General features: G+C 62.0%; 24 protein-coding genes. 22 read left to right on the plus strand and 2 right to left on the minus strand.

Going from position 1 to position 23880, the window contains the following annotated elements; genetic code table 11:
• Nucleotides 1-131: 131 nt before the first annotated feature.
• The 8 genes from ACPPVV_RS17595 to ACPPVV_RS17630 all read left to right on the plus strand — a co-directional run bounded on the left by ACPPVV_RS17595 (nucleotide 132) and on the right by ACPPVV_RS17630 (nucleotide 12186).
• Nucleotides 132-323 carry a hypothetical protein gene (locus tag ACPPVV_RS17595; protein ID WP_426701158.1) on the plus strand — a complete coding sequence of 64 codons (192 nt, stop codon included), beginning with the start codon at nucleotides 132-134 and terminating at the stop codon, nucleotides 321-323.
• Nucleotides 324-607: 284 nt separating this feature from the next.
• Nucleotides 608-1693 (plus strand): AraC family transcriptional regulator, encoded by a 1086-nt coding sequence (locus ACPPVV_RS17600; RefSeq protein WP_426701159.1) that lies wholly within the window; start codon nucleotides 608-610, stop codon nucleotides 1691-1693.
• A 127-nt stretch (nucleotides 1694-1820) separates the two neighbouring features.
• Nucleotides 1821-3056 carry a parallel beta-helix domain-containing protein gene (locus ACPPVV_RS17605; RefSeq protein ID WP_426701160.1) on the plus strand — a complete coding sequence of 412 codons (1236 nt, stop codon included), beginning with the start codon at nucleotides 1821-1823 and terminating at the stop codon, nucleotides 3054-3056.
• Nucleotides 3053-4225 carry an SO2930 family diheme c-type cytochrome gene (locus ACPPVV_RS17610; RefSeq protein ID WP_426701161.1) on the plus strand — a complete coding sequence of 391 codons (1173 nt, stop codon included), beginning with the start codon at nucleotides 3053-3055 and terminating at the stop codon, nucleotides 4223-4225. Before ACPPVV_RS17605 ends, ACPPVV_RS17610 begins: the two co-directional genes overlap by 4 nt.
• Nucleotides 4226-4292: 67 nt before the next feature.
• On the plus strand, nucleotides 4293-6809 hold the full coding sequence (locus ACPPVV_RS17615; RefSeq protein WP_426701162.1) for a TonB-dependent receptor: 2517 nt from the start codon (nucleotides 4293-4295) through the stop codon (nucleotides 6807-6809).
• 48 nt (nucleotides 6810-6857) lie between these two features.
• Nucleotides 6858-8270 (plus strand): coniferyl aldehyde dehydrogenase, encoded by a 1413-nt coding sequence (locus ACPPVV_RS17620; RefSeq protein ID WP_426701163.1) that lies wholly within the window; start codon nucleotides 6858-6860, stop codon nucleotides 8268-8270.
• A 98-nt stretch (nucleotides 8271-8368) separates the two neighbouring features.
• On the plus strand, nucleotides 8369-8662 hold the full coding sequence (locus ACPPVV_RS17625) for a YcgL domain-containing protein (protein WP_426701164.1): 294 nt from the start codon (nucleotides 8369-8371) through the stop codon (nucleotides 8660-8662).
• Nucleotides 8663-8733: 71 nt separating this feature from the next.
• On the plus strand, nucleotides 8734-12186 hold the full coding sequence (locus ACPPVV_RS17630; RefSeq protein ID WP_426701165.1) for an ankyrin repeat domain-containing protein: 3453 nt from the start codon (nucleotides 8734-8736) through the stop codon (nucleotides 12184-12186).
• Nucleotides 12187-12211: 25 nt separating this feature from the next.
• Here ACPPVV_RS17630 and ACPPVV_RS17635 read toward each other — a convergent pair whose 3' ends face one another.
• A complete protein-coding gene (locus tag ACPPVV_RS17635) occupies nucleotides 12212-14047 on the minus strand; it encodes a monovalent cation:proton antiporter-2 (CPA2) family protein (protein ID WP_426701166.1) in 1836 nt (611 codons plus the stop codon).
• Nucleotides 14048-14842: 795 nt separating this feature from the next.
• Between ACPPVV_RS17635 and ACPPVV_RS17640 the strand changes: the two genes are divergently transcribed.
• The 7 genes from ACPPVV_RS17640 (at nucleotide 14843) to ACPPVV_RS17670 (ending at nucleotide 17447) form a co-directional block, all read left to right on the plus strand.
• Nucleotides 14843-15157 (plus strand): hypothetical protein, encoded by a 315-nt coding sequence (locus tag ACPPVV_RS17640; RefSeq protein WP_426701167.1) that lies wholly within the window; start codon nucleotides 14843-14845, stop codon nucleotides 15155-15157.
• 72 nt (nucleotides 15158-15229) lie between these two features.
• Nucleotides 15230-15493, plus strand: a complete 264-nt coding sequence (locus tag ACPPVV_RS17645; protein ID WP_426701168.1) for a hypothetical protein — start codon at nucleotides 15230-15232, stop codon at nucleotides 15491-15493.
• 57 nt (nucleotides 15494-15550) lie between these two features.
• Nucleotides 15551-15763 carry a hypothetical protein gene (locus tag ACPPVV_RS17650; RefSeq protein ID WP_426701169.1) on the plus strand — a complete coding sequence of 71 codons (213 nt, stop codon included), beginning with the start codon at nucleotides 15551-15553 and terminating at the stop codon, nucleotides 15761-15763.
• A 63-nt stretch (nucleotides 15764-15826) separates the two neighbouring features.
• Nucleotides 15827-16174 carry a hypothetical protein gene (locus tag ACPPVV_RS17655; RefSeq protein WP_426701170.1) on the plus strand — a complete coding sequence of 116 codons (348 nt, stop codon included), beginning with the start codon at nucleotides 15827-15829 and terminating at the stop codon, nucleotides 16172-16174.
• A 71-nt stretch (nucleotides 16175-16245) separates the two neighbouring features.
• Nucleotides 16246-16485, plus strand: a complete 240-nt coding sequence (locus ACPPVV_RS17660) for a hypothetical protein (protein WP_426701171.1) — start codon at nucleotides 16246-16248, stop codon at nucleotides 16483-16485.
• A gap of 69 nt (nucleotides 16486-16554) precedes the next feature.
• On the plus strand, nucleotides 16555-16959 hold the full coding sequence (locus ACPPVV_RS17665; RefSeq protein ID WP_426701172.1) for a hypothetical protein: 405 nt from the start codon (nucleotides 16555-16557) through the stop codon (nucleotides 16957-16959).
• A gap of 71 nt (nucleotides 16960-17030) precedes the next feature.
• The gene (locus ACPPVV_RS17670; RefSeq protein ID WP_426701173.1) at nucleotides 17031-17447 is read left to right on the plus strand and encodes a hypothetical protein; all 417 of its coding nucleotides are present in this window, start codon (nucleotides 17031-17033) and stop codon (nucleotides 17445-17447) included.
• A gap of 231 nt (nucleotides 17448-17678) precedes the next feature.
• Here the strand turns inward: ACPPVV_RS17670 and ACPPVV_RS17675 are convergent, their stop codons facing one another.
• The gene (locus ACPPVV_RS17675; RefSeq protein ID WP_426701174.1) at nucleotides 17679-18629 is read right to left on the minus strand and encodes an IS30 family transposase; all 951 of its coding nucleotides are present in this window, start codon (nucleotides 18627-18629) and stop codon (nucleotides 17679-17681) included.
• A gap of 190 nt (nucleotides 18630-18819) precedes the next feature.
• Here ACPPVV_RS17675 and ACPPVV_RS17680 point away from each other — a divergent pair, with 190 nt between their 5' ends.
• The 7 genes from ACPPVV_RS17680 to ACPPVV_RS17710 all read left to right on the plus strand — a co-directional run bounded on the left by ACPPVV_RS17680 (nucleotide 18820) and on the right by ACPPVV_RS17710 (nucleotide 23861).
• Nucleotides 18820-19437 (plus strand): hypothetical protein, encoded by a 618-nt coding sequence (locus ACPPVV_RS17680; protein ID WP_426701175.1) that lies wholly within the window; start codon nucleotides 18820-18822, stop codon nucleotides 19435-19437.
• A gap of 460 nt (nucleotides 19438-19897) precedes the next feature.
• On the plus strand, nucleotides 19898-20101 hold the full coding sequence (locus ACPPVV_RS17685; protein ID WP_426701176.1) for a hypothetical protein: 204 nt from the start codon (nucleotides 19898-19900) through the stop codon (nucleotides 20099-20101).
• 66 nt (nucleotides 20102-20167) lie between these two features.
• A complete protein-coding gene (locus ACPPVV_RS17690; protein WP_426701177.1) occupies nucleotides 20168-20527 on the plus strand; it encodes a 4-fold beta flower protein in 360 nt (119 codons plus the stop codon).
• A 63-nt stretch (nucleotides 20528-20590) separates the two neighbouring features.
• Complete coding sequence (locus ACPPVV_RS17695) at nucleotides 20591-20977, plus strand: hypothetical protein (protein ID WP_426701178.1); 387 nt, start codon at nucleotides 20591-20593, stop codon at nucleotides 20975-20977.
• Between the two features lie 360 nt (nucleotides 20978-21337).
• Nucleotides 21338-21751: a hypothetical protein gene (locus tag ACPPVV_RS17700; RefSeq protein ID WP_426701179.1), complete on the plus strand. Its 414-nt coding sequence runs from the start codon at nucleotides 21338-21340 to the stop codon at nucleotides 21749-21751.
• Between the two features lie 641 nt (nucleotides 21752-22392).
• The gene (locus ACPPVV_RS17705) at nucleotides 22393-23088 is read left to right on the plus strand and encodes a S1 family peptidase (protein ID WP_426701180.1); all 696 of its coding nucleotides are present in this window, start codon (nucleotides 22393-22395) and stop codon (nucleotides 23086-23088) included.
• Nucleotides 23089-23408: 320 nt separating this feature from the next.
• Nucleotides 23409-23861, plus strand: a complete 453-nt coding sequence (locus ACPPVV_RS17710; protein WP_426701181.1) for a hypothetical protein — start codon at nucleotides 23409-23411, stop codon at nucleotides 23859-23861.
• Nucleotides 23862-23880 lie beyond the last annotated feature (19 nt).

Here is a 23880-nt window from a genome sequence, read left to right on the forward strand (position 1 = left end):
TCAGGCGGGCTTCATCCGGCTGAACGACAACCCATCGGCGGATGAACGCAGCCCGTCGGCGAACGGCCGCATGGACGGCAATGCGATGGGTCGCGTGCTACTTCTTGCACACCGTAGCTAAGGAGAAGCCCATGCGCCGATTCATGTCCACCATCCTCATCGCCGCCAGCCTGCTGACAGGCACGCTGTCGCTCAGTGGCTGCCTGGTGGTGCCGCCGCGCGATCATGGCCGGGTCGTGCGCCACGACGGCCCCGATCATCGCCACGATCATGATCACGACCATGACCATGACCATGATCACGACGGAAACCATTGGCACTGACCCGCTAGCCCAAGGCCGCTTACCCGGCACCCGCTTCCATGCGGGTGCCGTTTCTTTTACGTCTCTCCTGTGCAGTCACGCTCCACACGCAGCCACCGGCGCCGTCGTGCGGCGATAGCTGGCCAGTTCACTTCGCGCCGATCGGCATCGTGCCGGCCCAGATCCCGCTCCTGCCGTTTGTGGCGGAAACGTTGTGCGGCGCGCAAACGGCGCGGCAGGCACCCATGCTATAGAAATGACTTCTTCGCTGGCTTGCGCCAGCAGGCCCTCGTCGGAGCACTCGCATGGCACGTCCCGCCAGCATGATCGATCTGTCATACGGTACCGGGCCGTCCTTGGCGAGCGACGACCCGCGCTACACCGCCGCGGAATTTCCGCCGAACAAACTGCTGTACTTGATGCAGCTCGCCGATGCGCGCGGCATCGACAGCCGGCCGTGGTTCGCCGGCCTCGCGCTCAGCCGCGTGCAGGTTGCCGATCCGGCGCTGCGGGTGTCCTATCGCCAGGCCCATACGTTCGTGCGCCGTGCGCTGCAGGCGCTGGACGTGCCCGACGCCGGCCTGCGCATCGGCCGCGAGGGCACCATCGGCGGCTTCGGCCTGCTCGGCCTGGCGATGATGACCTCGCGCACGCTCGGGGACGCGATGTTCGCGGGTATCGCCCACCACAAGATCTGCGGCTGCCTGCTCGACCTCAACATCGAGCCGCTCAGCGAGCGCGAGGTGGCGCTGGTGGCGTGGCCGCGTTTTGGCGATACCGAGCTGCTGCCGTTTTTCTGCGAGGAATTGTTCGCCAGCTGCCTGATGACCGCGCGCGAACTGGTCGGACCGGCGCTGCACCCGGTGCGGGTCGAGTTCGCTTATCCGCGACCGGCGTACGCCGACGAATACGCCGCGTTGTTCGGTTGCGAGATCCGCTTCGGCGCCACGCAGAACCGATTGCTGATTGACACTCAGTGGCTGGCGCGGCCCCTGCCCGGCTACAACCCGCTCACCGCGAAGCAGGCACTGGCGCTGTGCGCGCAGCAGCGCACGCCGGACGGCGGCGAGCCGCACCAGGAAATCGTCGCCGCCGTGGAACGCTTGCTGCGCAGCCAACTGGCGCAACAGCCGAAGCTCAACGACGTGGCGCGCACGCTCAACCTCAGCGAACGCTCGCTGCGCCGCAAGCTGGCCGAGAGCGGACGCATCTTCCGCGAAATCCATGACCGCGTGCGCGCCGAACGCGCCCTGCAGTTGTTGCAGACCGGTACGTTGAGCGTCGCCCAGATCGGCAGCGAGGTCGGCTTCAGCGACCCGCGCGAGTTCCGCCGCGCGTTCAAGCGCTGGACCGGCATGCCGCCACAAGATGCCCGCCGCACCGCATCGTGAAGACGTAAATCGGCTTTTGGCCGATTTGACCCCCATGCCTTGGCCGTTTTGCCCTCCCCCTTCCCGGCGGATTGCGCAACAGTGGGGCCATTCCGAAGGTTTCGTTCGAATGGGGAGTTCAACGACCATGCGCAAGCTGTTCCTTTCCGTCGCGCTCGGCGCGGCTCTTGCCGGCTGTGGCAACCACGAGCCGGCACCGCAAAACACCACCGACGCCAGCTTCGAGGCGAAACTGCAGGAGCAGTTGCTGGACGCCAAACCCGGCAGCGTGATCGACATTCCGGCTGGCCACTACACGCTCAGGCGTGGCCTGAGCCTGCGCACCGATGGCGTCACCATCAAGGGCGCCGGCATGGACAAGACCGTGCTCTCGTTCAAGGGCCAGGTGGTGGGCCCCGAAGGCCTGCTGGTGAATGCCAGCGACTTCACCATCGAGAACCTGGCGCTGGAGGACACCAAGGGCGACGCGCTGAAGATCAACCAGGGCAAGAACATCACCATCCGCGGCGTGCGCATCGAATGGACCGGCGGGCCGAAGACCACCAACGGCGCCTATGGCCTGTATCCGGTCAAGACACAGAACGTGCTGATCGAGAACTCCGTGGTGATCGGCGCCTCCGATGCGGGCATCTACGTCGGCCAGTCACACAACATCATCGTGCGCAACAACCGCGCCGAGTACAACGTGGCCGGCATCGAGATCGAGAACTCGGTGGACGCCGATGTCTACGGCAACACCGCCACCAACAACACCGGCGGCATCCTGGTGTTCAACATGCCGAACCTGTCGCAGGAAGGTCACAGCACGCGCGTGTTCAAGAACAAGGTGTACGCGAACAACACCGACAATTTCGCCGCCAAGGGCGCCGCGGTGGCCAGCGTGCCGGCCGGCTCCGGCATGGTGGTGAACTCCAACGACAAGGTGGAGATCTTCGACAACGACATCGCTGACCACAAGACGGCGAACGTGATCATCTCCAGCTACTTCTCGACCAACTACTACAACACCCGCGGCGTGGCGCCGAACTACAACCCGTACCCGAAGGGCATCTTCATCTACGGCAACCGGATCAAGGGCGGCGGCGATTCACCCGATGGCATCAAGCTGAAAACCCTGAAGACCGCGATGTACGGCTTGACCGGTCACTTTCCGGACGTGCTGTGGGATGGCTACGTCGATCCGAAAAGCCTGGTCGACGGCATGCCGCCGGCGGCGGACCGCATCTGCATCCAGGATGTCAGCGGCGTGATCAATGCCGACGGCCCGCATGACTACAAGAACCCCACCACCGACATGAAACCGTACCAGTGCACGCTGCCGAAACTGCCGTCGGTGGTGCTCGATCCGGAACCGAAAGCATGAGGGTTGGGTTACCGATGTCGCGGGTGAAACGGGTGGGGCCGCTGTTGATCCTGTTGCTGCTGGCCAGCTGCCAGCGCGGCATGCCGCCGGTGGCGTTCCACGCCGACGGTCGCCCGCCCAAACTCAGCGACTGGCACGTGGTCGAGGTGCATGGCGGCAAGCTGCAGCTCAACGACGGCGTGGTGCCGTACGATCTCAACACGCCGCTGTTCACCGACTACGCGCACAAACTGCGCACGATCTGGATGCCGAAAGGCAAGTCGGCGAAGTACCACCCTACCGACACGTTCGACCTCCCGGTCGGTACCGTGATCAGCAAGACGTTTTACTACCCACGTGCCGGCGACAAGACCACCGACGTGACCCGCACCGACGACTATTCGCACGACTTCGCCGGGCAAGGGCTGGACATGGCGAAGGTGCACCTGGTCGAGACGCGCATCCTGGTCCACCGCAAGGACGGCTGGGCGGCGATCCCCTATGTGTGGAACGAGGCACAAACCGAAGCCACCCTGGCGCGCACCGGCGCGGTGCTGCCGCTGACCCTGCTTGATGACAAACCCGTCGCCGGACAGTCCGCCCGCGAGGATTTCAATTACGTGGTGCCCGACGAGAGCCAGTGCAAAAGCTGCCACGCGCAGGACTGGGTCGACCGCCAGATCCATCCGATCGGACCAAAGGCACGCCACATCAACAAGGACTACCACTACGCCGACGGCAACGCGAACCAGCTCGAACACCTGGTGAAACTCGGTTATCTCAGCGGCCTGCCGGCCCTGGACCAGGTACCGCGCGATGTGAACTGGGCAGACAGCCACGCCCCGCTCGATGCACGTGCGCGCGCCTACCTCGACATCAACTGCGGCCACTGCCACAACGGCAACGGCGCGGCCAACACCACCGGGCTCACGCTCGACTACGCCACGCCGGAAGACCGCCACCTGGGCATCTGCAAGCCGCCGACCGCGGCCGGCCGGGGCACCGGCGACCACTTCTTCGACATCGTGCCGGGCCAACCGGACGAATCGATCCTGCCGTACCGGCTGGCCTCGAAGGAACCGGGCGTGATGATGCCCGAGCTCGGCCGCAGCACCGTGCACCGCGAAGGCGTGGCATTGATCAAGGCGTGGATCGCGGCGCAGCCGGGGAGCTGCGTGGCGATCCATTGATTCCATACATGACACCTGTGCGCGGCTGCCCGCAGCCGCGCGATCCGATGCAAGGGGAGAGCACCGAATGAGCATGCGTCAACGTCCACTCTCGATCAGCCTACGCCGACTGCTGTTCGGCGGCAGCACGCTGCTGTTGTTGTGCAGCCCGTCACTGGCGTTCGGCGCCGACCCTGCTGCGCAGGATGCCGCCACCGGCGGCACGGCCACCCCGCCCGACCAGGCAGCCGACAGCAAGGCCAAGGCCGCCGAGGCGAAACTGCTCGGCAACGTGACGGTGACGGCGCAGAGCCGCTCGCAAGAGGTGCAGGCGGTGCCGATCCCGCTGCAGATCATCACCGCGAAGCAGGTGCAGACGCTGGCCGCCACCGACATCAGCAAGATGGACATCTTCGTGCCCGGTCTGGTGGTCAGCGCCGACCAACCGACCCAGCCATCCTATGAACTGCGCGGCATCGGTGGCAGCGGGTTCGGTGCCGGCACGGAATCCGCGGTCGGTGTCTATGTGGATGGCGTCTACGCCGCACGTACCGGCGGTTCGCTGCTGGCATTCAACGACATCGCACGGATCGAGGTGCTGAAAGGTCCGCAAGGCACTTTGTTCGGTCGCAACTCCGCGGGCGGTGCGATCTCGATCATTACCAATGAGCCAAGCGACAAGTTCGAGGCCAAGGGCACGCTGCGTTATGGCAATTACGGCTCGCGCTACGGCGACGCGTTGCTCAACATCCCGCTGAACCAGGACATGGCGCTGCGCGTGAGCGTGCTGGATAACCAGAGCGACGGCTGGGTCAAGGATGCCGCCACCGGCAGGCACTACGGCGGCAACGACGACTGGGGCACGCGAGCCGTATATCGCTGGAACATCACACCAGACACGCGGGTGCTGCTGGCCTGGGACCACGAGAAACTCAAGCAGGCGCCGCATCCGGCATTCGGGCTGATTCCGCCGTCGAGCTACACGCGGCTCCCGGCACCGCTGAACAGCATGACGATACCGCCCTACCCCGCCGATCCGGCGACCTACGTCAATCCGTTGCATTCGCCGCTGTACAACGACGCCGTCGGCGGGGCCGAAACGCGCCGTTTCGATGGCGCCACTCTGACCGTCGACCATACCTTCAGCTGGGGTGACTTCACGTCCACCACGGCGTGGCGCAACTTCGACACCTTCAACCTGGGCGACTACGACGGCACCAACAACGACAGCACCTATCTCCATACAGCCAACAAGGAGCACAACAACAGCTGGTACCAGGAGTTCAAGCTATCCGGCAACACCGACCTGATCGACTGGGTCGCCGGCACCAGTTTCTATCTGGAGAAGTCGCATCAAATCAGCCAGGTCGGCGTCAACACCAACTCCGTGACCACGCTGATCCTCAACAATTTCGCCAGCCAGGTGGGGTGGCCACTGGTCGACAGCCTCATTCCAACCATGCCGCAGCTGGCCTCCCTGCTCGGCAACCCGTGGACCGAACAGGTCAACAATGGCCAGACCATCACCTCGTACGCCGCCTATGGCGACGTGATCTGGCACCTCAACGACAAGCTGAACCTCACCACGGGCGTGCGTTTCACCCTCGACCAGAAGCGATACAGCTGGCTGATTCCACGGCGCCACGCGCCACAGCTCGATGCGATCCTGGCCACGCTGCCGCCGTCAGGCAATCCGCTTTTCGATGATCTTGTGCTCCCCGAGTTCGGGCAAAACCTGATCTTCACCCCCGACACCGCCGGTCCAATCGGGGTATCCACGCAAAGGAGCAGCAACTGGCGCAACGTCAGCCCGCGCGTAGTGCTGGACTACCACTTCACCCCGAACGTGATGGCCTATGGTTCCGTGACGAGGGGCTACCAGGCTGGCGGTTTCAACTTCCAGCAAGTTGGCGGAACCTACGCGCCGGAGCACGTCACCAACTACGAAGCTGGCGTCAAGACCGTGTTCCCAGACCAGCACCTGTTGTTCAATGTGACCGGCTACTACTACACCTACGACAACCTGCAAGGACTGTCGTTGCAGCCGGCACCAGCAGGTACCAACGGCGTTCCGGAATACGTGATAACCACCAGCGACCAGCACGCCCATGGGCTGGAGGCCGAGCTGCAGTGGATACCGTTTGACGATCTGCGGCTGGGCCTCAATGGTGCCTATATCGATTCGACCTACACGCATTACATCTCCACCGACGGCAAGAACGTGTCCGGTCAACCGACCGGTACGCCCTTCTTCTCCGGTGCCGCTACCCTCAGCTATACCCTGCCGAATGTATTCAACGGCAGCCTGGTCTACGACGCCGCCTACGGCTTTCGCGGCAAGACGCGCTGCAACAGCGGTTCCGGGTTTCAGGGCACCTGCCAGGTCAGTCCCAACTTTCCCGTGGGTACTTCCCAGCAGAGCGTCGACATGCGACTGGACTGGAACGCACCGGGCGAGCAGTGGGGTGTCGGCGTCTTCGTCACCAATCTGCTCGACAAACGCTACGTCACCGGCGTCGACAATACGGCCGCTCCGCTCGGCTCGGCTTACGCGAACATCACGCCACCACGCATGTGGGGTGTCGAGCTGCGCGCCAAGTTCTGACGCCGACCGCATGAGCGCATGCTGCACACCTTTACACGAGTAGCTTCGATGACCGATTCCGCATCCGATCTCAGCCAGCACCTGCAGTCGTTGCGCGCTGCCCAGCAGGCTCAGCCGATGCCGGACTGGGCTACACGTGCAGCCAGATTGCGCCAGCTGGAAAAAATGCTGCGCGAACAGCGCGAAGCGTTCGCCACGGCGATCAACGCCGACTTCGGTTGTCGCCCGCGCGAGGAAACCGACCTGCTGGAGATTTTCCCCAGCCTGTCGGCGATCCGCCACGCGCTCGGCCACGGCCGGCGCTGGATGAAACCGCGCCGGCGCCTGGCCGACCTGCTGTTCCTGCCCGCGCGCACCGAATTGCGGCCGCAGCCGCGCGGCGTGGTCGGCATCATCGTGCCGTGGAACTACCCGTTGTACCTGGCCGTCGGTCCGCTGGTCGACGCACTGGTCGCCGGCAATCGCGCGATGCTGAAGATGAGCGAGTTTACGCCGCGCTTCTCGGCGCTCTTTGCCGAGCAGGTGGCGAAGTATTTTCGGTCCGACGAAGTAGTGGTGGTGAACGGCGATGCCGACGTGGCGCAGGCCTTCTCGGCGCTGCCGTTCGACCATCTGCTGTTCACCGGCTCCACCACGGTCGGCCATCACGTGATGCGCGCGGCGGCCGCCAACCTCACCCCGGTGACGCTGGAACTTGGCGGCAAGTCGCCGGCGATCATCGGCCCCGGCGCGCGCTTCGAGCACGCGGTGGAACGCATCGTGTTCGGCAAGCTGGTCAACGCCGGGCAGACCTGCATCGCGCCGGATTACGTGCTGCTGCCGCGCGCGCGCGTGGCGGAGTTCATCGATCTCGCGGGCAGCACGATGACGCGCATGTATCCGCAACTGGCGCAAAGCACGCAATACGCCAGCATCGTTTCCGACCGTCAGTACCAGCGCCTGGTCGGTTTGCGCGACAGCGCGCTGGCTGCGGGCGCAAGCGTGCATCCGCTGGGCGACGCCGCGGAAGATTCGACCCGCCGCTTGCTGCCGCCGCAATTGTTGAGCGGGGTGAGCGACGACATGGCGGTGATGCGCGAGGAGATCTTCGGCCCGCTGTTGCCGCTGGTGCCCTACGACACGCTGGAGCAGGCGATCGCCTATGTCGGTGCGCGCGCGCATCCGCTGGCGCTGTACGTGTTCGAGCAGGATCCGGCCAACGTCGACCGGGTGCTGGCGCAAACCCACGCCGGCGGCGTCAGTGTCAACGACACGCTGTACCACATCGCCCAGCACGGCCTGCCCTTCGGCGGCGTCGGCGCATCCGGCATGGGCGGTTATCACGGTGAAGCCGGCTTCCGCACGTTCTCGCACCTGAAGCCGGTCTTCCGGCAGGCCCGCTTCAACGGCGCCGGGCTGCTGAATCCGCCGTATGGCGCGCGCTTCCGACGCATGCTGGGGTTGATGTTGAAGCGAGGTTGAACCGGTTGCGCCGCATCGGCGCCGTCGGGTCGTGCTCCTGTTACCCTCACGAATGCTCCGGGGCGCCGCCCCTTCACGCATTTCCCGCGGGTACCGCCATGCCATGTTTCGTCTACGCCAGCCTGCGCAAAGCCGACAGTTATCTGTGGCTGGCGCGACGCGATGCCTTCGATGTGTTGCCCGAATCGCTGGTCCTGCTGCTGGGCGAGTTGCGCTTCGTGATGGAAGTGCAACTGGACGAGCAACGCAAGCTGCCGGTCGAGGACACCGTCCAGGTGCTCGAACATCTGCGCAGCCAGGGCTGGCACCTGCAATTGCCGCCGCAGGAAACCCTCGCGGCCGCCAACCATCCCGCCTATACCCATTCACCGCGGAATACGCGGGACGAGTGAATCGCGCGTCATGTCGCTGGCGTTAACACTTGGTTACCGTCTGCCAATCCAACGATTTCTATACTGTTCCCATGACCCAGCCCAAATCGCGTCGCCGCCCGCCCCTCCTGCAAGCGCTTGCCTGGTTCGTCCCGGGGCTGATCGCCGTCGCCGCTGCCGGGCTGGCCTCCCATCCGCTGACCCTGATCCCTTTGCTGCTGGCCAATGCGCTGACCATGGCGGCGGTCTGCCACGCGATCGGTTTCGATCCCGAGCCGCATTTCGGCCGCACCGTCATGCGCCGCGGCGCCGCGCATCTGGTGATGTTCACCGGTTACGCCGTGCTGGTGTTCGTGTTGGTCGCCTGGCCGATGCTGCAGCTGACCCAGGCGCCCAGCCTCGGCGCCGCGCTGATGCTGGCCGCGGCGCTGGTGTTGGCGCTGGCGGTGCTGTGGCGGCTGTGGCCGGCGTTCGGCCTGGTGTTCGTGTGGGACGACGCGTATCCGAGCCAGCGTGATGGTTCGTGGATCTTCACCGCCACCTTGCGCAGCATTGCGTTCGGTCGCCACCTGTCGCGCGAAGAACGTTTCTTTAGCCACTTCCTGCCGGCGGCACTGGCGCTGCTGCTGCTGGCCTTCGGGGCGATCGCGCTGACCGGTCTGTACGGCGTGTTGCCGCCCGAGCCGCGCATCGCCGCACTGGCCCTCTACGGCGTCGTGCTGCTGCCGCTGGGTTGCCTGACCATCGCCAACCGCACGCTGCGCGCACTGCTCTGCGAAAAGCACCAGCCGCGCCGGCACAGCGATCAGGCGCCGCTGGCGAAGGCCGTCGGCGCGCCCGTCCCGCGTCCGGTCCTGAGTGAACAGGAACGCACCGCCGGCACGCCCGAACAAGCCGAAGCGCTGCTGGCCGCGACGCGGGACGGCGATATCGAGCGTGCACTGGCACTGGTTGAGGCCGGTGCCGATCCCGACACCGCGCCCGTGGCGGATGACCGCGACCAGCGCCCAGTGCTGATGCTGGCAGCCCTCCTGCCCGACATCCGCCTGTTGCGCGCCCTGATCGTCAAGGGCGCCGACGTGAATCGCGCCAGCGGTGGCGTCACCCCGCTGCTCGCCGCCACCCGCAACAGCTGGCACGGCCGCGCCGAGGCGGTACTCACCCTGCTCACCAATGGCGCCAGCCCGCTGGTCACTGATGTCGAAGGCAACACCCCGCTGCACGGTGCGGTGCTCAGTGCCGAACCCGGCGTGGCCGCGATGCTGCTGGATGCCGCCGCGCCGATCAACGCCCTCAACCAGGCCGGCATCAGCCCGCTGGCAACCGCTTGCCGTGCCGCCAACTGGCCGCTGGCCAAGTTCCTGCTGGAGCGCGGTGCCAAGCCGGCACCGGCCGACGGCGAACCGGCGTTGGTCGCGGCCGCCGGCATTGCGGACGACGACGTCACCGGCGTGAAGTTGCTGCTCAAGCATCGTGCCGCCGTCAACGCGTTCGATGCACGCCATCGGCATGCCCTGTTGAGCGCCGCCACCGAAGGGCACGAGCAGATCGCGCGCGCGCTGGTTGCCGCCGGTGCGGACGTGACGCTGGCCGATCGCAACGGCAGCACCGCCCTGATGGAAGCGGCGCGCGCCGGTGCCGGCGGCATCGTGCAGCTACTGGCCGAGGCGCAGCCCGACGCGCGCGTGCGCGACCAGCACGGGCGCGATGCGTTGACCCTGGCCTGCCAGTCGCCCCATGCCCACGGCGAAACCGTGCGGGCATTGCTGGCGCTGGGCGCCGAGCCGAAAACCCCCGGCAGCGACGGCCGCAGTGCGCTCGACCACGCCGCCGCTGCCGGCCGCTGGGACCTGGTTGCCCTGCTCGATCCCGATACGCCGCTGCCGGCCAGCCTCAGCCAGGATCTGCTGGCCGAGGGCGCCGATACGCCGGCCCACCTGCTCGATGCGCTGCGTTTCGGCCACTGGGCGATCGTGTCGGGCTTTGCCGAACGCGTGCGCGACTGGCCGCAGCCGCAACTGGCGCAGCTCTACCTCGACCTGGCCACGCCGGGTCTCGCCGCCGCCCGCCGCTGGCTGCTCGATCACGGCCTCGACGCCGAGGCGCGCCTGGAAGCACCGCACATCGACGATGCCGACACCGCCGACGCCCCGGTGTTGCCGCCGCTCGGCCGGCGCCTGTTCGACGCCCTGCTGCCGCAACTGCCGAACTCCGTCGAAGCGCTGGACGACCTGCTGCATGCGGGCGCCACCCCGGCCGGCGCCGGCCTGCTCGCCCTCGCGCTGTCGCGCCTGAACGACACGGCGCAAGCTGCCGCGCTGCCGCTGAACCTGCTTGAGCGCGGTGCCGATCCGTTCGGGCCGGATCCACGCGAACGCACGCCACTGCATCTGGCCGTGGTCAACGCCCAGTCCGAATTGCTGCAGGCACTGTTGGCCCGCGGTTGCGATCCGAATACGCGCGATCGCGACGGCCGCACGCCGCTGTTTGCCGCACTCGAACACGGCGCGCAGGCACTGCCACTGGTGCGCGCGCTGATCGCCCATGGCGCCAACCCCGAAGCGGCCGACGCGAACGGCGAGACGCCGCTGGGACTGGCACTGGAACATCCGGCGGTGGAGCGCTGGCTGGACTGGCGCGACTGGCCACGACCGAATCGCCCACTGCGCGCCAGCGACTTGCCGGCCGCCGCGGCCGCCGGTGCCCTGGCCACGGTGCAGCGTTTGCTGGAACTTCGCTTCGCCGTCGATACCCGCGACGACCAGGGTGCCTCGGCACTGCTGCGCGCCTGCGGCGCCGGCCATCGCGAGATGGCCGCCTGCCTGCTCGACGCCGGTGCCGATCCGGCGCTGGCCGCAACCAGCGGCGTCACCCCGTTGGCCGCGGCCGTCGCCGCGCGGCGCGAGGCGCTGGTCGCCTTGTTGCTGCAGCATGAAGTCGCCGTCGACCAGCGCTTGCCGAACGAGGCTACCGCGCTGATGGTGGCCACCGCGATGGGTTACCCGGAAATCGCCGAGTTGCTGCTGGACGCCGGCGCCGACGTCAATGCCGTCGACAGCGCCGGCCGCAGCGCACTGCACGCGGCGGCGCAGTTCGGTTTCGAACACAACGACAGCCTGCGCGCGCGCCGCCTCTTCGACAGCCTGTTGAAGCGCGGGGCAGATATCAATCACGCGGACAGCGAAGGCAAGACGCCGTTGCTGTTGTTGCTCGGCGCGCAGTTGCGTCCCGGCAGCGAATGCGATGCCACGCATATCGGCGCGCTGGTGCCGCTGTTGCTGGAGGCCGGGGCCAAGGTCGAGCATGCCGATCAGCGCGGCGTTACCGCGCTGCACGCCTGCGCCATGCACGCACTGATGCCGCCGGCGCGGGTGCTGCTGTCGCGCGGCGCCGACCGCCACGCCGCCGATGCGTTTGGCCGCACCGCGGCCGATGTGGCGCGGCAACTGGGTTACATCGACATCGCCCACGAACTGGCCGCACGCACCGGCGCGATCCCGAGCGTGCGGCAGACCCTGCGGCAGCCGGCGCAACCGGCAGATTGATTCGAAGAGCGCCGGCTTCAGGCGCTCATTCTTCCTCGCTCAACGGCGTTCCTGCGTTGCGCTCGCGCGCACGCTCGGCCTCCGGCGACGCATCGGCTTCGAACAGTTTTTCCAGGTCGATCAAAGCTTCGCGGGTGGTCTGCACCAGCTTGGTCTCGTCGTCGTAGACGAGGTATTGCGCCTTGATCAGCTCCGCATCCTGGCGTCGGAAACGTTCCACCTGATCGGTTGCCTGCTCCGCGCTGAGGCCGAGCGCCTCCAGCGCCTTGCGCGTCATCTTGAGGCTGGAATACAGCGTCTCGCGCACCGGATCGTCGACACCCAGGTCCATCAACCGCCACACGTGCTGACGGTTGCGGGCACGCGCGATGATTTTCAGGTGCGGATATTGCCGGCGCACCACGCGCGCCACGCGCAGGCTCGATTCGGGATCATCGCTGGCCAGCACGAACACTTCGGCCTTGTCCGCCTGCGCCGCGCGCAGCAGCTCCGGCCGCGCCGGATCGCCATAGAAAATATCGGTGACATTGCCGAAGCGCTGGATCAGGTCCATCTGCTCCACCGAATGGTCGAGCGCCACGAAGGGAATGCTCTGCGCACGCAACACGCGCGCCACGATCTGACCCATGCGGCCGTAGCCGGCGATGATCACCCGCGGTACGTGGGTGTCGATGGTGTCGTACGCGCGCGCCGGCTTCTTTGCCTTGCCCGGCAGCAGCTTCGACAGCGCGGCCACCAGCAGCGGAGTCAGCCCCATCGACAGCGAGATCGCCAGTACCAGCAGGTTGTGCTGCGGGGCGCGGATCAGCTCCTGCTCGCGCGCGAGCTTCAACACCACAAACGCGAACTCGCCACCGCAGGCCAGCAGCGCCGCCAGGCGCAATGCCTCGAAGCGATCGAGCTCGCCGATGATGCGACCCAGCGGCCACAGCAACAGGCCTTTCAGCAACATCAGCGACAGCACCACCGCCAGCACGAACAGCGGTTGATGCACCAGCAGCGACAGATCCATCGCCATGCCGACACTGATGAAGAACAGGCCCAGCAACAGGCCCTTGAACGGTTCGAGATGCGATTCCAGATCGTGCCGGTATTCCGAATCGGCCAGCAGCACGCCGGCGAGGAAGGCCCCCAGCGTCGACGAAACGCCGGCCAGTTCCATCAGCCACGCGGTACCCATCACCACCAGCAGCGCGGTCGCCGTGGACACTTCCACGGCATCCGCCTTCGCCACGAAACGGAACACCGGACGCAACAGGTAGCGACCGCCGACCACCACCGCCACGATCACCCCGACCGTGCGCGCAATGCCGGTGAGATCCAGGCCATGCTGGGTCGACGAACTGGCCAGCAACGGCACCATCGCGATCAGCGGGATCGCCGCCAGATCCTGAAACAACAGGATCGCGAAGGCCTGGCGCCCGTAAGCCGAACCCACCTCCTTGCGCTCCGCGAGGATCTGCAGGCCAAACGCGGTCGACGACAGCGCCAGGCTGCCACCGATGATCGTCGCCGCCTTGCCGGTCAAACCGAACAGGAAGTACGCCGCCGCCGCGATCGCCACGCTGGTCGCCAGCACCTGCAACAGGCCGGTGCCGAACACCGACCGGCGCATCACCCACAACCGTTGCGGCGACAGCTCCAGGCCGATCACGAACAGCATCAGCACCACGCCGAACTCGGAGATCGTGCTCACGCCCTCGGTATCGCCCACCAGCGCGAGCATCTGCGGTCCGATCACCACACCGGCCAGCAGGTATCCCAATACCGAACCGAGCTTGAACCGCTTGGTCAACGGCACCGCGATCACCGTGGCCAGTAAAAACACCAACGCGGTCTGCAGGTAGTGGTGGCTGTCCACGCGTGAGTAGCTCCTGTCGGGGAACGTCGATTATTCCACGTCATCCGGACCTTTGCGTGCGACTCACGCCAGAACTCCCAGCCCATTCGACGGAATGATCCGTCGACTCCAGCCAGCGGCCACCCGTTCTGCGCGCAGGCGGCGGCATCCAAACACGCCACCCCAACCTGAGCCAGCAACCGCGGCCTTTTTGACCCCGTTACACCCTCACTTCCGCCGCGTAACTCATACACCCTCAAAAGCGCCGCATAACACGGCATCCCGCAACCACATGCACCACACGTTCGCAGTGCAGATGCATGATCCGCAGTAGAAATTCGACGCTTGAGCGCTCCACGCCATGCCCGCATACTCGGCGCAACACCCCACTTATGGGGTCTACTTCGCGTTAAGGGGCAAAGGTTGTGCTCAGCGGCATACGGGTAAAGGGACTTTTCCAAGTTGCGTGGGCATCAGCTCTCTTTGCTGTCTTCGTTGCTATTGGGTACTGGCTCAATTCCATCGGCGTGCACCACGTGCCATGGGAGTTCACTATACCCGCTGGGTTCGCACTCGCAGGACTACTTCAGGCAATCACCGGCATTCCTTTCGTTCGGCTTGCTTCCCAATGGAATGCCTTGCGCCCATGGCAGCGCGGCGTTTTTGGCGTCGGCATCGTGCTCGGGTCATTTGCTTTGCTGTTTGCCGCCGGAATAGCCTATGTTCTCTATCAAGGGGCTGGCTAGTTGCCCCCTAACCACTCGTCCAAGCGGACGCGCTTACCGCGCGCCGCTTAACTCAAGCGTTAGGTGGCAAATGGACCTGGCAGCATCGAAATGGAAGGTCGCAGCATTAACCCTGGTTACGTTGCCAGCGGCCATTTGGTACGTCGTGGACAATCCAGACACGCACATTTCAAAACTTGCGTTTCTTCTGGGATTCTCGCCGTTGTTCGTCGGCGCTGGTGCCGAGCTGTATGCTCAGTGGAAGGCTGTGTGGGACAACTGGGGCAATCCCAAACCCCAAGTTGTGGGAAGCCCAACAGGTAACAAAATTGCCGTCATATTGGGCCTCACTCTTCTCGGTCTTGTGGTATTTCTGGCTTATGTTGGTGCCACGCGGCGCACCTAACCACTCGTTCAAGGCGGACGGCTACGCCGCCGCTTAACTCCAGCGTTAGATGCCTAATGAAGGATCAGGGAAATGGATGACCAAAAGCGCGGTCCTGAAGGCGTCGTCTGTAGCATTCAACCGCTGGCAAATGGCAAGCTCCGCGTCGTCATGGACGACGTGTCCAATGCAGGTGGCTCTGGCAAAGGTCCATGGGAACATCGGGCTTTGGTCACCTGGAAAGACTACGAGGCGACCGAACTCAAGAACCTTGAGTCCTTGTCAGAGTCGCAGCTAGCAGGGTTTGGTCACTATTTGCTTGCTCGTCTAATGGCAGTCCATGATGCTGGCATCTAACCAGTCATTCAAGGCGGACGGCTACGCCGCCGCTTAACTCCAGCGTTAGGCCTCACCATGAAATTTTCGACGTTTAACGTTGCCGTGCTGGTTCAGTTTTTTGGTCTGCTCGTGCTTGGCTTTGCGCACGACAACATTTTGCGTGCGATCGGCGCGGCGGTCATTATTGTGGGTGGTGTTCTATATCGTCGTGAGCAAAAACGCGTCAAATCGACACAGCCTTCGGCATCCATTGCCCCCGTCGATTCGGGCCAGGGTTCGGAGGGCTGATGCCTAACATCCCGTTCGAGGCGGACGGCTGCGCCGCCGCTCAACTCCAGCGTTAGGCCCATCATGATCGTACTTGTTCTGACGCTGTTGCTTTTGTTAGCTATCGCGGCGATCCCTATCGTCTTCGCGCAACGAAAGCATGTACTTTTTGTTTCGGATCTGGGCCTCCTGTTACTGCCAACAATCGCATTCGTCTTCTCTGCAATCTTTCTTCGCAAAGAGGATGTTGGCTTTGGCCTACTCAGGTATCCATTTATGGTGTTCTTTGCGTCAGAGGCTCTCCTCTGGGTTCGCGTGTTTATCCTGGATCGGTTTTCGCTAAAAGCGCGCGCATGCTCAATTGTACTTTTGCTCTTGGCTTGTCTGGGTGCCGTAACATTGGGCATTCTTGTTCCGCACGTTGGGCAATAGGCCTAACATCTCGTCCAAGCGGACGCGCGAAAAAGCCGCGCGCCGCTTAACTCCAGCGTTAGGCGTCCAAGATGAATACATGTCTCAATGATCTAGGTTTGGTCGCAGGCATCATCGGTGCTCTTTTGCTTTTCAAGTTTGGCCTCCCTGCGGACATTGATCGTAAGGGTCTTATTCATCGGGTTACTTCGGACGTCGATCATGACGAGATCCGCAAAGGCAAGCTCTACGACCGCTGGGGCAAAGTTGGTCTGGCCTTTCTCGTCATTGCATTCGTGCTTCAATTGGCTAGCAACCATGTTTCGGGGTAGCTGCGGTGCGCCTAACATCTCATTCGAGGCGGACGGCTACGCCGCCGCTCAATTCCAGCGTTAGGCCTCATGAAGAGCTTTCTTGCAGCCCTTGTGATTTTCGCTAGCTTCGGTGCCTCGGCAGCCGATGCATTTCATTACGATCATCGCTTGGCGTTAGACCTAGCCCAGGCTTACCTGAGTTCGTCACATCGGCAACATCCTTCGTTCGACGCGTACACAGACTCGGCAAACTCGGCCATTTCATCGGCCATAGCTGCTCATAAACGGCATCTCGTTTTTGTGACGTTTGCGAAGGCGGGTAGCCAAGCTGGCTCCTATGTTGAGCTGGAGCTCTGCGCAGAGACGAATTTGCTCACCGTCGTAGACACTGGCACCGTTGATAACATTCGAGCGTATCGGGCCGACACCATGCGGGTTAACTCAAAAATATTCGTGGCAAGCCCAGCTGTATGCTCCGCCGAAGTGCCATGATGCCTAACAACTCGTTCGAGGCGGACGGCTACGCCGCCGCTCAACTCCAGCGTTAGCCTTCAGTCACAGCCATGCGCATCTTCAATTCCACTTCTGGCGACCCGATGCTGCTAGACACAGCACAGGGGTTACGCTCTCTTCAAGACGCCTTTGGCGCATTTCTGTCATCGCCTCACTCTGCTGCATCATTTGAGGCTGCCACTCGCGGCAGCCCTGCGCCCTATGACGAGTTTTTGCTTGGCCTGCGTGTTAGTAAGGGCGGCACGGCGCAGCTCCAACTCGCAAAAGATGGCTGGCTTGAGCTTTCTGGCGCTCACGAGGATCTACTCGCCTTTCACCAGCTACTCGCGCCCGCAGCCGGAGACCATCTTCATTGGTACTGCCAGCCTGTCTCCCTCATCATTGAGGCAGATGACACTGGCCCGGGCATGAGGGCTAACAGTTCGTTCGAGGCGGACGGCTACGCCGCCGCTCAACTCAAGCGTTAGTCGGCAAAGCGTATTGGCTCTTCGTTTCGTGTATTTCGCCCAGTTTCACGGCAGCTTGCGGTGATTCGCTTCGGCAGCTTTCTCCGTTGCGTTCTCGCAAGTGTTCGGCCTTCAGAGCTGGTAGTTTTTGGGGAGGCGGTTGTTCAGGCATTGCGCTCGTCGTGTCAGTGGTTGTCGCCCGAGCGTGCTTTGTCGCAACCGCGTAGCATCAAGTTTGAACTGCACAGTTGATCAGTTCTCATCGAAGCACTCCTGAGGTGTTTGGTAGTTCAACCTCTTTCGCGGTCTGGCGTTGAGAGCATCGGCGATCAGGCTGCAGTCGAGCTGCGTGATCGCATGCATGCTCGTGCCTTTGGGCAGATACTGACGAATCAATCCGTTCGTGTTCTCGTTGGTGCCTCGCTCCCACGAGTGATGGGGATTGGCGAAGTAGAAGCACATCCCAGTCTGTTGCTCGATGCTCTTGTAGTCATGGAATTCCGTGCCGTTGTCAGCCGTAATGGTCTGGACGCGAGCTGCGTGCTTGCGAATGAGCCACGTTGCTCGGGTTGTCACGGATTCCATCGTGCGGTCAGGCAACTTGCCGATCAGTGTGTACCCAGTTCGACGTTCCACCAGGGTGACGATGCAGTCCTTGCTGCCCGTGCCCATGACCGTGTCGATCTCCCAGTGACCGACCACGCTACGGTCATTGATGGCGGCGGGTCGTTCACCGATATTCCTCTTGCCTGCCAGACGTCCGCGGCTATCGTAATGTCCATAGCGCTTGCGGCGTCGCTTCGTAGCGCAACGCAAGTAGGCGTGGAGCCATCCGCCACGTTCCTTGTCTTTCCAGATGTGTTGATAGATCGTCTCGTGACTGATGGACAGCAAATGGCGACGTTTGAGATGCCCGGCAATCTGTTCCGGACTCCACAGATGCGGCAGCAGGCTCTCGACCAGGCGAAAGTCTTCTTGGCGGAAGCGCCGGTTACGGCGTGACCGCGATCGCCGGCCACGAGTGCGGCGATCGGCCTTGCTGGGCCGGTAGGCCCCATCGTTGCACTGGTTGCGTTTGATCTCGCGCGCAATGGTGCTCGGATGGCGTCCAAGCTGGCGAGCTATGGCTGCTGCGCTGCTTCCTTGCTTTCGAAGCGCGGCCAGCATATATCTTTCACCCGAGGTGATCTGGCGATATTTCATGACGACGATCCTCTTCTGGCCGGAAAAGTTTCATCGTCAGTATCGCCGATCACCTCAACTATCCATCGCGGCCGCGCCTGTGCACTTAGTATTTGAATTCGCGCGGTCTAACATTTCATTCGAGGTGGACGGCTTCGCCGCCGCTTAACTCCAGCGTTGGACCTCATAACTGAGATTCAAGAGAATGCCAATGAAAAGCCGCACCGAACTAGAAGTTGAGTTGGAAGAAGTTGAGAAAAAAATCACTCCTACGTCCAAGCAGCTAGATGATCTTCTCAATCATTTCGCCGTCTCTGTCGTTCCAGAGGTTAAAGGGTGGATTAAGAAAGAGGCGATTAGCCAGATGGAGGAAAATCACGCAAAAGTCAATGAGGCTGGCGTTGACTTTGTCCGGGAGTTCAAGGGAGATGTGGTCGCTCTCCTAGAGAACATTGATGAGATTTGCTTGATTGCACTTGGTCCAAAAGATAGGTGGCCCCACAACAAAGAGCTTCAACAGCAGGACTTATACGCGTCATCGCAGAATGACTTCTTCTCCGACGCTTTTAGGCGCGCAATATCTTCTCTTGGCAAGATTCTCGATGCGCGTGGACTGTTGACTGGCTCCACCCAGAACAGCAGTTGGCGTCGTGCGCCCTCCAGAGGATACGAGTACGCATATCACCCAGGCTTCGACGGACGAAAGTATGAGGAAGTCGAGACATATCGTGAACTGCTTAGAACGCACTGGGAGTTGAAGCAATCCGTTTCCCGCATAAAAGTGAGCATAGAGAAAGCCAAGACTAGGGAATTGTGGGATGAGGTCTAACAATTCATTCGAGGCGGACGGCTGCGCCGCCGCTCAATTCCAGCGTTAGGCGCCACTAGCAATGACCGACCTTTGGGGCCCAATCTCGGCAAGTGAATGGCGCGGCACGCCATGCGTCATCGGCCGCCCTGCTACTGAGGCCGACGTTGCCTCCGGATGCGCAGTCTTCTTCGTACAGGGCGACTCGGCTGCGGCTTCAATGCGTATTCCTTGCTGCGCCATCCAGTCGCTCGAGGACGGTTCCGAGCAGCAAGTCGTCGTTATCCAAGCCGAGCTCGCTAACCAAGACACAATTCTTGGTGTGCGCCTGCTGTCGGGTGGCAACGCTATTTGCACCATCGCAGAGGCCCGGTTGCTTCCTGCTGGCTTCGAGTCGTAGGGTGGCGTCTAACATTTCGTTCAAGGAGGACGGCTTCGCCGCCGCTTAACTCTAGCGTTAGCCCCAAAGTGGAGACTGTGAATGACATACGAAGAATTCTTGCTGCGAAATCAGCGTATCAATCAAAGCTTAGACGCGATCGCCACACGCACAGCGAACATGGCGTGGGCGCAGTCTGCTCACACCGACAATCCCGACTTTGTTGAGCTCATGAAAGCTCAAGACTTTCTGCTCAATGAATCAGAGAAGCTTCTCAGCACAATCATGAGCTCGTCCGGGGGCTAACAATTCGTTCAAGGCGGACGGCTCCGCCGCCGCTTAACTCCAGCGTTAGGTCCATACGGGGGAATCGTGGAACCAATCTTTGATAAGCACTGCAATTTGGTCGCTTGGCTCAATGAGGACCGCGGTTACGTTTTTAGTGATCGCATGCGGTTTGTCGCCTTTGTCCGAGGCGCTGCGCTTTTTTCTCCCCAAAGTAGGCACCTTGGTTTCTTTAAAGGAGGCATCTTCAGAGACAGGCATGCTGGGGCAGTCGCGTTCCTGCGCGGCAGCTCTCCTGGTGCAACGCCGGCGACGCCCGCAACTCCGGCCACCCCGGCTACTCCTGCAACGCCAGCCACTCCGGCAACACCTGCGACACCGGCGACTCCCGCAACTCCGGCCGGGTCATTTGGGCCAACAAGCTGGGACGATTTGATACATGGCTGAGAGACCTAACCAGTCACTCGAGGCGGACGGCTGCGCCGCCGCTCAATTCCAGCGTTAGGCCACATGCATACATCTCTTGAGCCTGCAGGTCCCGAATTCGAGTGGCTGGGTAGTTCAGCCATCATCGAAGTCTCAAGCACGGCATCAGGTTTGCGTATCGTGCTAGCGGCCCCCGTCGATATCGACCGCTACGTTGAGTTCCACTTCTCAGATCCCCGCGCCTTCCAGGCTATGGACGAGGGCGACATGCTTGGGTTTTGGGAGCCAGCCTTGCCGGGCCGCTACGCTTTGTATCGTGTTACTTCCGGCGGTTGGCGCGAGCGCTCAGTTGGTCACTATCTCAATGTAACCTCCACGCTAGGCAACATGCACGAGTGGCTGGTCGTTTCATCAGACCTTTGCGTGTCGGTTATCTCCTCTGACGCGCCAAACTTGAGGGAGTTCGGCTAATGTGGCCTAACCCATCGTCCAAGCGGACGCGCGAAAAGCCGCGCGCCGCTTAACTCCAGCGTTAGACCGCAGAGCAAAGTATGGCACTCGTCATCGAGCGAACTCAGGACGGTTATATGGCTAGCGTCACCCCGCCTCACGGCCAAGGAAGTACATGGAGCAATCCGCAGCCGTTGGGTCGCGGGGAGCTCGTGCAAGAACTGCTTCATCTAGGCTGCCACCAGACCGATATCGGCGACGCATTCTTTGCTGCAGATCCGCAGTGGCTAAAGCGGTGACGCCTATACTGGCGCGGTTGCGGTCTAACAACTCATTCAAGGCGGACGGCTTCGCCGCCGCTTAATTCCAGCGTTAGGCATCATGAGCCGAGTCTTTCTCATCCTTCATGCATTGGGTGCGCTGACAGTCTTTGCGATCTGTCTGGTTGCCGCATCGGAGTCGGTGTCGTACTACGGCGCCGAGCCTTTTGCATTTACATACAGTCGCAGTGCGGCGGCTTTGCTCTGTGGGTCATTTGCAGCAACGCACCTCTATCTGCTTGCTTCAAGGCGCCTTACTTTCTCAGCTGCCTTGTTCTTCTACCCGCTGTGCTTGTTGCTGGGGCTGGCAACTGAGCTTATTGCACGGAGTGGCGCCAAGGGTTGGGCTCCAAGCTCCACCACCGATGCAGTCTGGGCAAATATCATCGGGTACAGTGTGCTGGCTGCATTGGTCGCTATCTGCGCACTCTCGTGCTACCGGTCATTTGCCCGGGGCCGCCACGCCAATGCCTAACCAATCATTCAAGGCGGACGGCTACGCCGCCGCTCAATTCCAGCGTTAGACGGCACCACCCACACCTAGGCAATGCATGATTCAGAAGCGAGATGGCCAAGATCAAGTTGCTCGGTTTCGCCGGGAGTTGAAGCAAGGAAGTTGGCTCGCCCACGCCCAAAAACGGTCGCACCGCCGCAAGACCGCATGGAACCTACTGCTGCCGTTATTTGCGATTCCTCTTTGGGTTGCATTCGTTTGGTTGCTGGTCGCAGGCGCATGGTCCGCGCATCTTGCGTTTCATCCCAGCTTGGTTGGGCCCGCACGTCTATTTCCCACCCCAGTAACAAGTGTCACCGCTTTGATGCTGTTTCCGTCCTTTTTTGCAGCTATGTGTCCTGCGTTAGTCGTATCCAATTTCCTCGTATACCTAATTCCGCCAGCGCGCCGTGCTATGAACAAGGAAGACGAAGGGTTTCGTGGTGTAGATTACGTCTCATCCCAAAGCGCTTTGATCAAGGTCGGCTCATTCATTCTTGTAGCAGCGGTAGTTCTTGGGCTCATTGGTGCGGTGCTCACGTAGTCCGCGGGTGCCGTCTAACATCTCGTTCAAGGCGGACGGCTGCGCCGCCGCTTAACTCCAGCGTTAGCCCGCAAACCACATGAATCCACAGTCTTGCATTGTTCCGGTCTTAGCCATCGACGAAGCTGGACACATCCAGCATTTCCTCGGCACGGGGTTTTTCGTCCAAAAAGACCATTTGTTGCTCACCGCAGATCACGTTATCCGCGACTGGTCGGGTCAGATTGCGGTTGTATTGCTAAGTGACCTCTCAACCCTATTTCCGGCGAACGTCGTACACCGCGACCAGCAGCACGACATAGCAATCTTATTCGTCCCTGGATGTAAGGCACCGCAACCACTTTCCATTGTCACAGAGCACAATCCAAATAAGTTCGTGGTGTGCTTTGAGTACGGCACTACGAGGGTTGCTGGCAAGAATATTCGGTTTTCGCCTGCGACAAGAATCGGCAACATCACGCGGTCAATCGATGTTCAAGACATGCTTGGTCCGGCAGGTGACGACGCGCTTGAGCTTTCCTTCCCTGCGCTCAAAGGCGCGAGCGGTGCGCCCGTTCTTTCCAATGACACAGCTTTCGCTTTACACGGTATGGTGGTATCAAACGTCAGCTATCACCTTCTGCCCGTGCAAATTGAAAGTGTCATCGACAACGGGGCCAAGACCGAGGAACATATTTCGTACATGCTTCCTCAAGCCTTGGCGGTGAATTCCAAGCATGTGCTTACGGCAATTGCAGCAGCAAGTGCGCTTCCCGGCAGCCCATTTGCGGGCTAACAAATCGTCCAAGCGGACGCGCGAAAAGCCGCGCGCCGCTTAACTCCAGCGTTAGGCGTCCTAATGAGGGTTCTGTAATGGCAGGTTTCGGAGGAACTAGCCCGAAGACGAGAACGGAGCGCGTTGTGTGGTGGAGCGCTTTTTCCGTATTCTTTGCCTTCGTCTTATATGTTGTGTTCCACAATCTGTAGGTCGCTACGCGTAGACATGGCCGGTTGTCTTGTATCTTGTAAAACCATGGGGCAATTCCTGTCACGGATGCCTAACATCTCGTTCAAGGCGGACGGCTGCGCCGCCGCTTAACTCCAGCGTTAGAGCCCATGATTGACCTACAGGCACGATCGAAACTTGCAGAGGCTTCGCGCTCATTGGTCGCGGGGCTCATCACCAATCATCAGTTCGACGACCGCATTCCGAGGTCAAGCGATCCCGCAATTCGTGAGATCTACAACAAAGCTTTTTGGCTCATGTACTGCGATTTGCGTAAGTACCGACTAAAAGGGCGCGATCGGCTTTCTCCGCAAGCACGCGAGGTCGCCGCGCGTTGCATCCTGTTTCTCAAGTCCAATCTTCCATACGGCTGGCCGGTTCTCACAAAGTCCGCCGCTGTGCTGCTCACAATCGCCAACCTGTTCACGCTCGGCATTGCCGGCAGGATCTATTCGTATCGTGCCACTCGCGGTCGCGAAATCGCATATTGGCCATTTCTCTCAAGCGAGCAATACTCAGCGGCGTTACGCTCACCGGCCTACCTGTCGGGCAATGGGCTCTAACATCTCGTTCGAGGCGGAC

Source organism: Rhodanobacter sp. Col0626 (assembly GCF_049994385.1).
GTDB lineage: Bacteria > Pseudomonadota > Gammaproteobacteria > Xanthomonadales > Rhodanobacteraceae > Rhodanobacter.

Excerpts from the sequence above, each read along its gene's own strand:
- ACPPVV_RS17700 (WP_426701179.1), top strand. The coding sequence starts at position 21,338 with ATGAGCCGAGTCTTTCTCATCCTTCATGCATTGGGTGCGCTGACAGTC.
- ACPPVV_RS17670 (WP_426701173.1), top strand. The coding sequence starts at position 17,031 with ATGCGCATCTTCAATTCCACTTCTGGCGACCCGATGCTGCTAGACACA.
- ACPPVV_RS17600 (WP_426701159.1), top strand. The coding sequence starts at position 608 with ATGGCACGTCCCGCCAGCATGATCGATCTGTCATACGGTACCGGGCCG.
- ACPPVV_RS17605 (WP_426701160.1), top strand. The coding sequence starts at position 1,821 with ATGCGCAAGCTGTTCCTTTCCGTCGCGCTCGGCGCGGCTCTTGCCGGC.
- ACPPVV_RS17610 (WP_426701161.1), top strand. The coding sequence starts at position 3,053 with ATGAGGGTTGGGTTACCGATGTCGCGGGTGAAACGGGTGGGGCCGCTG.
- ACPPVV_RS17630 (WP_426701165.1), top strand. The coding sequence starts at position 8,734 with ATGACCCAGCCCAAATCGCGTCGCCGCCCGCCCCTCCTGCAAGCGCTT.
- ACPPVV_RS17615 (WP_426701162.1), top strand. The coding sequence starts at position 4,293 with ATGAGCATGCGTCAACGTCCACTCTCGATCAGCCTACGCCGACTGCTG.
- ACPPVV_RS17625 (WP_426701164.1), top strand. The coding sequence starts at position 8,369 with ATGCCATGTTTCGTCTACGCCAGCCTGCGCAAAGCCGACAGTTATCTG.
- ACPPVV_RS17650 (WP_426701169.1), top strand. The coding sequence starts at position 15,551 with ATGAAATTTTCGACGTTTAACGTTGCCGTGCTGGTTCAGTTTTTTGGT.
- ACPPVV_RS17705 (WP_426701180.1), top strand. The coding sequence starts at position 22,393 with ATGAATCCACAGTCTTGCATTGTTCCGGTCTTAGCCATCGACGAAGCT.
- ACPPVV_RS17680 (WP_426701175.1), top strand. The coding sequence starts at position 18,820 with ATGAAAAGCCGCACCGAACTAGAAGTTGAGTTGGAAGAAGTTGAGAAA.
- ACPPVV_RS17645 (WP_426701168.1), top strand. The coding sequence starts at position 15,230 with ATGGATGACCAAAAGCGCGGTCCTGAAGGCGTCGTCTGTAGCATTCAA.
- ACPPVV_RS17675 (WP_426701174.1), bottom strand. The coding sequence starts at position 18,629 with ATGAAATATCGCCAGATCACCTCGGGTGAAAGATATATGCTGGCCGCG.
- ACPPVV_RS17685 (WP_426701176.1), top strand. The coding sequence starts at position 19,898 with ATGACATACGAAGAATTCTTGCTGCGAAATCAGCGTATCAATCAAAGC.
- ACPPVV_RS17640 (WP_426701167.1), top strand. The coding sequence starts at position 14,843 with ATGGACCTGGCAGCATCGAAATGGAAGGTCGCAGCATTAACCCTGGTT.
- ACPPVV_RS17660 (WP_426701171.1), top strand. The coding sequence starts at position 16,246 with ATGAATACATGTCTCAATGATCTAGGTTTGGTCGCAGGCATCATCGGT.
- ACPPVV_RS17620 (WP_426701163.1), top strand. The coding sequence starts at position 6,858 with ATGACCGATTCCGCATCCGATCTCAGCCAGCACCTGCAGTCGTTGCGC.
- ACPPVV_RS17595 (WP_426701158.1), top strand. The coding sequence starts at position 132 with ATGCGCCGATTCATGTCCACCATCCTCATCGCCGCCAGCCTGCTGACA.
- ACPPVV_RS17665 (WP_426701172.1), top strand. The coding sequence starts at position 16,555 with ATGAAGAGCTTTCTTGCAGCCCTTGTGATTTTCGCTAGCTTCGGTGCC.
- ACPPVV_RS17710 (WP_426701181.1), top strand. The coding sequence starts at position 23,409 with ATGATTGACCTACAGGCACGATCGAAACTTGCAGAGGCTTCGCGCTCA.
- ACPPVV_RS17695 (WP_426701178.1), top strand. The coding sequence starts at position 20,591 with ATGCATACATCTCTTGAGCCTGCAGGTCCCGAATTCGAGTGGCTGGGT.
- ACPPVV_RS17655 (WP_426701170.1), top strand. The coding sequence starts at position 15,827 with ATGATCGTACTTGTTCTGACGCTGTTGCTTTTGTTAGCTATCGCGGCG.